At 65.4% G+C, this 9,524-nt stretch carries 8 protein-coding genes; 5 read left to right on the plus strand and 3 right to left on the minus strand.

Features of this window, described 5'->3' with window-relative positions; all coding sequences use genetic code 11:
* Nucleotides 1-44: 44 nt before the first annotated feature.
* Together AB4061_RS39395 and AB4061_RS39400 are read left to right on the plus strand one after the other, a co-directional pair.
* Nucleotides 45-998, plus strand: a complete 954-nt coding sequence (locus AB4061_RS39395; RefSeq protein WP_441641478.1) for a 2-hydroxyacid dehydrogenase — start codon at nt 45-47, stop codon at nt 996-998.
* Between the two features lie 58 nt (nt 999-1,056).
* Entirely contained in the window at nt 1,057-2,016 is a 960-nt protein-coding gene (locus AB4061_RS39400; protein ID WP_441641479.1) for a Bug family tripartite tricarboxylate transporter substrate binding protein, read from the plus strand.
* Nucleotides 2,017-2,051: 35 nt separating this feature from the next.
* On the opposite strand, the gene AB4061_RS39405 is transcribed toward AB4061_RS39400, so the two are convergent.
* From AB4061_RS39405 to AB4061_RS39415, 3 genes are all read right to left on the minus strand, one after another.
* A complete protein-coding gene (locus AB4061_RS39405) occupies nt 2,052-2,822 on the minus strand; it encodes an IclR family transcriptional regulator (protein WP_441641480.1) in 771 nt (256 codons plus the stop codon).
* Nucleotides 2,823-3,567: 745 nt separating this feature from the next.
* On the minus strand, nt 3,568-4,701 hold the full coding sequence (locus AB4061_RS39410) for a 2-aminoethylphosphonate--pyruvate transaminase (protein ID WP_441641481.1): 1,134 nt from the start codon (nt 4,699-4,701) through the stop codon (nt 3,568-3,570).
* 90 nt (nt 4,702-4,791) lie between these two features.
* On the minus strand, nt 4,792-4,920 hold the full coding sequence (locus AB4061_RS39415) for a hypothetical protein (protein WP_441641482.1): 129 nt from the start codon (nt 4,918-4,920) through the stop codon (nt 4,792-4,794).
* Between the two features lie 281 nt (nt 4,921-5,201).
* Between AB4061_RS39415 and AB4061_RS39420 the strand changes: the two genes are divergently transcribed.
* From AB4061_RS39420 to phnY, 3 genes are all read left to right on the plus strand, one after another.
* Nucleotides 5,202-5,915 carry a phosphonate utilization associated transcriptional regulator gene (locus AB4061_RS39420; protein WP_441641483.1) on the plus strand — a complete coding sequence of 238 codons (714 nt, stop codon included), beginning with the start codon at nt 5,202-5,204 and terminating at the stop codon, nt 5,913-5,915.
* Between the two features lie 31 nt (nt 5,916-5,946).
* Nucleotides 5,947-7,224: a phosphonoacetate hydrolase gene (gene phnA, locus AB4061_RS39425; protein WP_441641484.1), complete on the plus strand. Its 1,278-nt coding sequence runs from the start codon at nt 5,947-5,949 to the stop codon at nt 7,222-7,224.
* A gap of 78 nt (nt 7,225-7,302) precedes the next feature.
* Entirely contained in the window at nt 7,303-8,766 is a 1,464-nt protein-coding gene (gene phnY, locus AB4061_RS39430; RefSeq protein WP_441641485.1) for a phosphonoacetaldehyde dehydrogenase, read from the plus strand.
* Nucleotides 8,767-9,524 lie beyond the last annotated feature (758 nt).

The following is a 9,524-nucleotide window of genomic DNA, read 5'->3' on the forward strand; positions in this document are numbered from 1 at the left end:
AAACAGATCACGCGAATCCGCACCTTCCAGATAGGACTCACCATATGAAAGCCAACATCCTGCAGCTGAACCCGATCCTCATCCCTGCCATCAACGACAAGCTGGATTCGCTCTACACCGTGCACCGCTTGTTCGAGCAAACCGACAAGGATGCCTATCTGCGCGAGCACGGGCCCACGATCCGCGCGGTCATCACCGGCGGCCACACCGGCATTACCAGGGCGATGATGGTGCAACTGCCCGCGCTTCAGGTGGTGGCGGTCAACGGCGTCGGCACCGATGCGGTCGACCTCGAATATGCCCGCGCGCGCGGCCTGCCGGTGACCGGGACGTTCGGGGCGCTGACCGAGGACGTCGCGGACCTCGCCGTGGGCCTGTTGATCGCCACGTGTCGTGGCATGTGCCCGGGCGACCGGTTTATCCGCGCCGGCGACTGGGTCCGACATCCGCAGCCAAGTGCTATCCCGCTGGCCCGCCGCGTCAGCGGCATGCGCGTGGGCATCGTCGGCATGGGCCGCGTGGGCCGGGCCATCGCGGCGCGCATGACGGCGTTCGGCTGCCCCGTTGCCTACACCGACCTCAAGGCGATGGATGACGTCCCCCACACCTTCGTGCCCGGCCTCGTGGCACTGGCCCGCCAGAGCGATGCGCTGATTCTTGCCGCCGCCGCGGACAAGGCGGAGGGCATCGTCAATGCCGAGGTGCTCGACGCGCTGGGCAAGGATGGCTACCTGATCAACATCGCGCGCGGCCGGCTGGTCAAGGAAGACGACCTGGTCGCGGCGCTGACATCCGGGCGCATCGCCGGCGCCGGGCTGGATGTCTTCGTCGATGAGCCGAACGTGCCGCAAGCCCTGTTCGCGCTGGACAACGTCACGCTGCAGGCGCACCGCGCCAGCGCCACGCACCAGACGCGGGCCGCCATGGGGGAGATGGTCCTGGCAAGCATTGCCCAGGCGCTGGCCGGGCAACGGCCGGCGTTCAGCCTCACGACCTGAGCGCTGACAGCCCCGTTATTTCGCCCGGAAGTTAAGAATCGGAATGAGAGGAGACAAGATGCAGATCCAATATCTGGCGGCAATGGCCGTGACCGTGCTGGCGTCCGGCATGGCTGGCGCGCAGTCCTATCCGACCAAGCCGGTCACCATCGTCATCGGCTCCAGCCCCGGCAGCACCACGGATGGCCTGGCCCGCGCAATGGGTGCCCAGATCACCAAGGAGACGGGCCAGCCGGTCATCGTCGACAGCCGCCCCGGCGCATTCGGCGGCATCGCGGCGCAACTCGTCGCGCGCTCGGCGCCCGATGGCTACACCCTGTTCATGACCACCAACACCACGCAGGCGGCCAATCCGCACCTGGTGAAGAACCTGCCCTACAACCCCATCAAGGACTTTGCGCCGATCGGCCAGGTGGTCCAGGGCTACATGGTGATGGTGGTGAACCCCAACGTGAAGGCCACGAACGTGCCCGAGTTCATCGCACTGGCCAAGAAGGAGCCGGGCAAGCTGACCTTTGGCTCCGGCTCATCCTCGGCGCGGGTTGCCACCGAGCAATTCCAGCACATGACCGGGACGAAACTGACGTACGTGCCCTACAAGGCCAATCCGGCCGCCGTGATCGACCTTGTGGCCGGACAGACCGACGTGATGATCGTCGACCTGACCACCAGCCTGCCGCAGGTCAAGGCCGGCAAGCTGCGCGCGCTCGGCGTCAGCAGCCCGCAGCGCTCGCCGCTGCTGCCCAACGTGCCGACCATCGCGGAGCAAGGCGTGAAGGGCTATGAGTCCGGTTACTGGAACGGGCTGTACGCCCCGGCAGGCACGCCGGCGCCGATCATCAACCGGCTCAACGCGCTGATGCGCAATGCCATGGCGACTGAATCCATCCGCCATTTCGTGGCGGAGAACGGCATGGAGGTTAAGGTGTCGTCGCCGGAGGAGCTGGCTAAATTCCAGCTTGCCGAGCTCGCTCGCTGGGGCACGATCATCAAGACGGCGGGCATCCAGCCTGAATAGCGGCGACGCGTATAGGCCGGATGCCAAACGGGCGCTCAGAACGTAGCGGCCAGCTCCCTCGCCGTTTCCTGCAGGCGCGGCACGAACTCCRGCGAGCGCGACAATGGCGAGCGCGCCGTAGGCGCATGCACGGCCAGCGCCGCCACCACCTGCCCGCGCTCGTCGCGCACCGGCACGGCCACGCAGGAGATCCCCGCCACGAACTCTTCGTTGTCCACGCCAAGCTGCTTGTGCGCGCTGCGGTCCAGCTCGGCTTCGAGCAGTTCCACATTGGTGACCGTGTTGGGCGTAAAGCGCTCCAGCGGCAGCTGCCGCACCAGCGCGGCGCGCTGCTCGCGCGGCAGCAGCGATAGCAGCAGCTTGCCGCTGGCCGAGCAGTGCAGCGGCACGCGCGAGCCCGGTTTCAGGTCCAGCCGCAGCGGCCACGGCGCTTCCATGCGGTCCAGGTACAGCACCGAGGTTTCGTGCAGCATGGTCAGGTTGACCGTCTCGCCGATGTCCGCCACCAGCCGCGCCAGGATGGCATGGCGCAACTGCCGCGTACCTGAATGCGTGACGATGGCCACGCCAAGGCGCGACAGACGCGGTCCCACGGCATAGGCATTGCGCGCGCCCGGCTCGCGGATCACCAGCCCGCCGGCCTCCAGCGCGCCAAGCATGCGGTGCAGCGAAGCCTTGGGCGCTTCGAAACCCTGCATGATTTCCGCCAGCGACAAGGGGCGGTCGGCAGCAACCAGGAATTCGAGCAGGGCGAAGGCGCGCAGCGTGGGGGTATCGCGGTCCGCCGCTGCCGCGTCGGCAGCCATGCTCGGGACCGGCGCTGCGGCGGCCGGTTCTTCCAGGCGCAGGGACGCCTTCGCGCGCGCGGGTTTTGTGGGCTTGTTCTTGGGGGCCTCGGAAGGCGCTTTTTTGGATGCCGCTAGTGTTGCCGATTTCAATTCGGACTCCGTTCCGGAAAACGAGACGATTCGATTGTACTTCCGGAACGGCATTCGTCACTAGCGGCGTATCAAGGCGTGATCCGGTTTTGCCCCGGTGGCCTTCGGCAGCGCCGGCATTGGGGGGGGATTGAGAGCAACTGCGACTGCTTAAATTCAATGACAACTGCAACTGCAACTGCAACTGCAACTGCAACTGCAACTGCAACTGCAACTGCAACTGCAACTGCAACTGCAACTGCAGTTTCACCACCCCTGCGGGGCGGCGACCTACTTTCTTGTCTTGCCAAGAAAGTAGGCAAAGAAGGCGCGCCGGATGGGGCGACACCCCCTCGGGCTTCGACGAAAAGAGCGGCCGGGACCCAAACTCGCATCGCCTTAAGGCGATACTCAGACATGGGTCCCTCTTTTCCGCGCTTTTCGCCGAATCCCGAGGCGCCCCATACGGCCTAGGTAAACCTTGACGGCTCGCTTCGCATCGCGCTGGGGTGATTCCCGCCTTGGGGCGGGAAACACGGCTACCACAGTTGGTTGATCTTGCCGATGGCTGGCTCCCCTCATCCACTTGTGGGAGAGGGCGTGCGTTCGCCGGGGCGATGGGTCCGCAAATACCTCAAGCCGCCTTAGCCAGCGGCGCTTTCATCTCGATGCCCATTTCCGCAAGCGTCTCGCCAATGGCGCCCACCACATTGCGCATCTCATTGGCATCGATCGCGCCAATGCAGCCCACGCGGAAGGTTTCCACCTGCGTCAGCTTGCCGGGATAGAGGATGTAGCCACGCTCGCGCACCTTGGCGTAGAAGGTCTTGAAGTCGTAGCGGGCGTCGTCCGGCGCGTGGAAGGTGACGATGATGGGTGCCTGCACCTCGGGCGCGAGGAAGGGGCGGAAACCCAGTTCGGCCATGCCGCGCACCAGCGTCTGGTAGTTGGTGCGATAGCGCGCGCCGCGCACCGGCTGTCCGCCTTCTTCCAGGAACTGGTCGAGCGCGGCGCGGAAGGCGGCGACCACGTGCGTGGGCGGGGTGAAGCGCCACTGGGTGGTCTTCTGCATGTAGGTGTACTGGTCGTACAGGTCCAGCGCCAGCGAATGGCTGTTGCCCTGGCTGGCTTCCAGCACGCTCTTCTTCACCAGCACGAAGCCCATGCCTGGCACGCCTTCGATGCACTTGCCGGTGGCGGCCACCAGCGCGTCGAACGGCATGGTGCGCGCGTCGATCTCCAGCGCGCCGAAGGAGCTCATGGCATCGACGATCAGGCCTTTGCCAAGCCGCGCGCACAGTGCGGCGATCTCGGGCAGGGGGTTGAGCACGCCGGCGCCGGTTTCGCAGTGCACCTGCGCCACGTGGGTGATCGACGGATCGCGCAGTAGTGCGGCTTCGATCAGCGCGGCGGTGGCGGGCTGGTCTTCGGGGATCGGCAGCTCCACGCTGGCTCGTTCCAGCACCTTGCAGATCTTGAGGATGCGCTGGCAATAGGCGCCGTTCTGCGGCACCAGCACCTTGCCGTCGCGCGGTACCACGTTGGCGATGGCGGCTTCCACCGAGAAGGTGCCGCTGCCCTGCATGGGCACGCAGACGTGCGTATCCTGCCCGCGCACGATGGCGATCAGGTCGTCGCACAGGCTGCGCGTGATGGCGTTGAAGCTGGTGTCCCACGATCCCCAGTCGCGCAGCATGGCTTGCTTGGTGGCGAGCGAGGTGGTGAGGGGGCCGGGGGTCAGCAGGATGGGATCGTTGCCGCGGATCATGGAGTGCTCCTGGATTGGGATCAGGGGAGTGATTGGCATCCGGCCGGATGCCGATTGGTCGATGCGCCCGGATTGCCGCCGCGCCTGGGTCTAGGCGTTCAGTACGCGCTGCAGCAGGTAGTCATGCAGGCAGGCAAAGGCGCAGGTCAGCGCCACCAGGGTGGCCATGGCGGCGGCCGGGCCGATGTCGCCGCTTTCGTCCAGGTTGACGATTTCCACGGATGCCAGCTTGGTGGGGCTCCTTGTGGCATTCTAGGTGGTATTGTGTGTCAATTTGGTGAATTTGTTGCGGTGCTATGGGGCATGTTGCACCACCACCGCACCGCCTCATATCACCGTTAAACCGTTGTTTTGCAACACTTACAAGACGTATGCCAGGTTTTTTCGGAGATGTTCGCGGTGTTTCGTGTCCATCACCGTTGCTTGGTTTGTTGACAATATACAAACTGCTTGCTTTAATGACAACCAGGATTTTCGATGTACCCGAATCAGGAGTCTTCATGTCACGGCCAGCCGCTCAGTCGAGCGATATCGCGATCCTGCAGAGCCAGTCGCTGACCACCCTGGTGCAGCGCGAGCTTGAAATGCGTATCGTGTCCGGCGGCCTGCTGCCAGGCGCCAGGCTTAATGAAATCGAACTCGCGGGCGAGTTCAATGTGTCGCGCGGCCCGCTGCGCGAAGCCTTCCGGGCGCTGGAGCAGGCCGGCCTGCTGCGCACCGAGAAAAACCGCGGCGTGTTCGTGCGCGCCATCTCCCTGGAAGAAGCCGACGAGATCTATGCGCTGCGCGCGGTGCTGGATGAGTACGTAGGCCGGCTGCTCGCTGCCAACATCACGGCCCAGGGCGTGCGCGAGCTGCGCGCGCTGATCGAGGCCATGGGCGCGGCCAGCGCCGCGCGCGACCTCGACGAATACACCCGTCTGAATCTCACCCTGCATGACCGCATGGTGGAACTCGCCGGCAACCGCAAGCTGGTGGACACCTACCGGCGCCTGGTCAAGGAACTCACCTTGTTCCGGCGCGAGGCGCTTTCCGCCGACAGCAAGGCCATCCCCACCTCTACCCGCGAGCACCGCGAGATCGTGTCGGCCATTGCCGCGCGCGATGTCGAGCTGGCGGGCAGGCTGATGCGCGAGCACGTGGAACGCGGCCGCGCCCGCATGCATGCCGCCGTGGCGCCAGTGGATGGCGGCGCCGCAATCGATCAGCCCTGAAGCCTTTGCTTTCCCGCACAGGAACCCCGACATGTCGAACCCGAATCTTTCCAGCGTCGCCGCCCCGAGCATCACTGTCAATCAGCGCACCTACCAATGGATGAAACAGCCCGTGGTGGTGGTCTGCGTGGACGGATGTGAATTCGATTACCTGGAAGCCGCCGCCGCCAGCGGCCGCGCGCCGTACCTGAAGCGCCTGCTGGCCGAGGGCGCGAGCTTTCGCGGGGCGTGCGTGGTGCCCACCTTCACCAACCCGAACAACCTGTCCATCGTGTGCGGCGTGCCGCCGGCGGTGCACGGCATCTGCGGCAACTACTTCTTCGACCGCAGCGCCAACGGTGGCCGCGGCGAAGAAGTGATGATGAACGACCCCAAGTACCTGCGCGCCGGCACCATCCTGGCCGCCTTTGCCGATGCCGGCGCCAGCGTGGCGGTGGTGACCGCCAAGGACAAGCTGCGCCGCCTGCTCGGCCACGGCATGCGCGGCATCTGCTTCTCGTCGGAGAAGGCCGATCAGGCCACGCTGGAGGACAACGGCATCGACAACGTGCTGGACCTTGTCGGCATGCCGGTGCCGAGTGTGTACAGCGCCGAGCTGTCCGAGTTTGTCTTCGCCGCCGGCGTGCGGCTGATGGAAACCCGCCGGCCGGACCTGATGTACCTGTCCACCACCGACTACATCCAGCACAAGTTCGCCCCCGGCTCGGATGGCGCCAACGCGTTCTACGCCATGATGGACAAGTACCTGGCGCAGCTCGACGCGCTCGGCTGCGTGGTGGCGCTCACCGCCGACCACGGCATGAACGCCAAGCACGACGACGCTACCAAGGCGCCCAACGTGATCTACCTGCAGGATCAGTTCGATAGCTGGCTCGGCCGTGGCGTGGAAGCCGGCGGCGCGCGCGTGATCCTGCCGATCACCGATCCCTATGTGGTGCACCACGGCGCGCTAGGCTCCTACGCCACCGTCTACCTGCCGGAAGATGTCGACCGTGCCGCGCTCAAGGGCAAGCTGGCGGCCCTGCCGGGCATCGAAAGCGTGCTCGACAACGCCGAAGCCTGCGCGCGCTTCGAGCTGCCGCCGGACCGCGTGGGCGATCTGGTGATCGTCAGCGGCAAGCACGTGGTGCTGGGCACCAGCCAGAGCCGCCATGACCTGTCCGGGCTGGACGCACCGCTGCGCTCCCACGGTGGCGTGTCGGAGCAGACCGTGCCGCTGGTATTCAACCGCGCCACGGCGGGTATTCCCGGCAAGGCACAGTTGCGCAACTTCGACATCTTCGACGTCGCGCTCAATCACTTGCACTGAGCGCCGCCCGCATCCGTATCCGTATCCGCATTCGCCTCCGATTCGCATCCGTCCCGAACTCTTGACGCGAGAACCGACATGAACGCCCCAACGTTTTCCACCGGCCAGGTCAGCCCGCACTTCCGCGCCGAAGCGCTGCGCATCGATGGCAAGAAGGTCATGCGCGAGCGCGTGATCGACGTGTGCAACCCGTACGACGGCGCGCTGGTCGGGACCGTGCCGATGGCCAGCGTGGAAGACGTGCGCCAAGCATTCGCCGTGGCGCGCGCCTACCGCTCCACGCTGACCCGCTTCGAGCGCGCCGCCATCCTCAACCGCGCCGCAGCGCTGCTGCGCGAGCGCGTGGAGGAGGCGTCCGACCTGATCACGCTGGAGTCCGGGCTGTGCAAGAAGGATTCGCTGTACGAGATCGGCCGCGTGGCCGACGTGCTCGGCTTTGCCGCCAACGAAACCCTGCGCGACGACGGCCAGCTGTTCTCGTGCGACCTGACCCCGCACGGCAAGAAGCGCCGCGTGATGACCCAGCGCTCGCCGTTCCTCGGCGTGATTTGCGCCATCACGCCGTTCAACCATCCGATGAACCAGGTCGCGCACAAGGTGGCGCCGTCCATCGCCACCAACAACCGCATGGTGCTCAAGCCTTCGGAGAAGGTGCCGCTGTCCGCCTACTACCTGGCCGATATCCTCTATGAAGCCGGCTTGCCGCCGCAGATGCTGCAGGTGGTCACGGGCGACCCACGCGAGATCGCCGACGAACTGATCACCCACCCCTCGGTGGATCTGGTCACCTTCACGGGTGGCGTCGGCATCGGCAAGTACATCGCCAACAAAGCCGGCTACAAGCGCGTGGTGCTGGAGTTGGGCGGCAACGATCCACTGATCGTGATGGACGATGCCGACCTGGAACGCGCCACCGACCTGGCGGTGCAGGGCTCGTACAAGAACTCCGGGCAACGGTGCACAGCCGTCAAGCGCATGCTGGTGCACCAGGCCGTGGCGGACCGGTTTACCGAGCTGGTGGTGGAAAAGACCCGGGCATGGAAGTACGGCGACCCCATGGACCGCACCGTGGACATGGGCACCGTGATCGACGCCCAAGCCGCCGCGCTGTTCGAGTCCCGCGTGAAGGAGGCCGTTGCGCAGGGCGCCCGCCTGGTGCTTGGCAACCACCGCGACGGCGCGCGCTACTCGCCTACCGTGATCGACCGCGTGGATCCCGCCATGACGGTGGTGCGGGAGGAAACCTTCGGCCCGGTCTCGCCCATCATCACCTTCCGCGATATCGACGACGCCATCCGCATCTCCAACGGCACGGCCTTTGGCTTGTCCTCCGGTGTGTGCACCAACCGCATGGATGACTTTGCGCGCTTTGCCGATGAATTGCAGGTGGGCACCGTCAACCTGTGGGAGGTGCCCGGCTACCGCATCGAGCTGACGCCATTTGGCGGCATCAAGGATTCGGGGCTTGGCTACAAGGAAGGGGTGCAGGAGGCGATCAAGAGTTTTACTAATCTGAAGTCGATTACGATGCCGTGGGGATAGGGGGGAGGGGGAGGGGGGGAAGGGGGGCATTCGTTGGCGGTGTTGGTTTTTGGACCCAAGTGCCATACGACATCCCCCTGCGGGGGCTGCCGGTCACTCTTCTTTGCGTCGGCAAAGAAGACTAACGAGAAGAAAGCCGACCCTGCCGGGCGCAGAGCAATCGCGGGTGCTAAGGGTGCTGGTTTCGTCGTACGGCCGCAGTTCTGCTGGCATCTGCCGGTACCGGGTTGAAGGGCCCCGACGCTGCCAATTTCCGGGATGCGTGGTGCGGCCCCCGGTAGCAGAATCCTTGCCCATTCGCCAATCTGCCGTTACCGGCGCGCGCCATCACGACACATCGCCCGTCAATGGTTTCGTGGTGGGGCGGGCGCGGTGGTGAAGGTCTCGGGCCAATCAAGGCGGTGCCACCGCGCCCACGACGGAACCGGTGCGCCTGCAACTTCGTGGCCGGCCGCTGCGCGAGCGACAGACGGCTTGAAGCAAGTGATGTCCGCTACCGGGGGGCTCACCACGCATCCCGGAAGCTGGCAGGTTCGTGGCCAGTCCAGCCGGTACCGGCAGAAGCCCGCCGGAACTCCGGGCCGTACGACGAAATCATCGATACTCGAAAGCCTTATTGCTCTGCGCCCGGCAGGGTCGGCTTTCTTCTCGTTAGTCTTCTTTGCCGACGCAAAGAAGAGATGGTATGAACGCGCCCCGCCCTCCCATGGAGCGCGAGACGTCGAAGAAGTCTTGCGGGGTGGGGCAAAACTGCCCTG

It is taken from the genome of Cupriavidus sp. YAF13 (assembly GCF_052113425.1).
In the GTDB taxonomy this organism is placed as follows: Bacteria; Pseudomonadota; Gammaproteobacteria; order Burkholderiales; family Burkholderiaceae; genus Cupriavidus.

Coding starts and splice junctions, on each gene's coding strand:
- AB4061_RS39420 (WP_441641483.1), top strand. CDS start 5,202: ATGTCACGGCCAGCCGCTCAGTCGAGCGATATCGCGATCCTGCAGAGC.
- AB4061_RS39400 (WP_441641479.1), top strand. CDS start 1,057: ATGCAGATCCAATATCTGGCGGCAATGGCCGTGACCGTGCTGGCGTCC.
- AB4061_RS39395 (WP_441641478.1), top strand. CDS start 45: ATGAAAGCCAACATCCTGCAGCTGAACCCGATCCTCATCCCTGCCATC.
- phnY (WP_441641485.1), top strand. CDS start 7,303: ATGAACGCCCCAACGTTTTCCACCGGCCAGGTCAGCCCGCACTTCCGC.
- phnA (WP_441641484.1), top strand. CDS start 5,947: ATGTCGAACCCGAATCTTTCCAGCGTCGCCGCCCCGAGCATCACTGTC.
- AB4061_RS39410 (WP_441641481.1), bottom strand. CDS start 4,701: ATGATCCGCGGCAACGATCCCATCCTGCTGACCCCCGGCCCCCTCACC.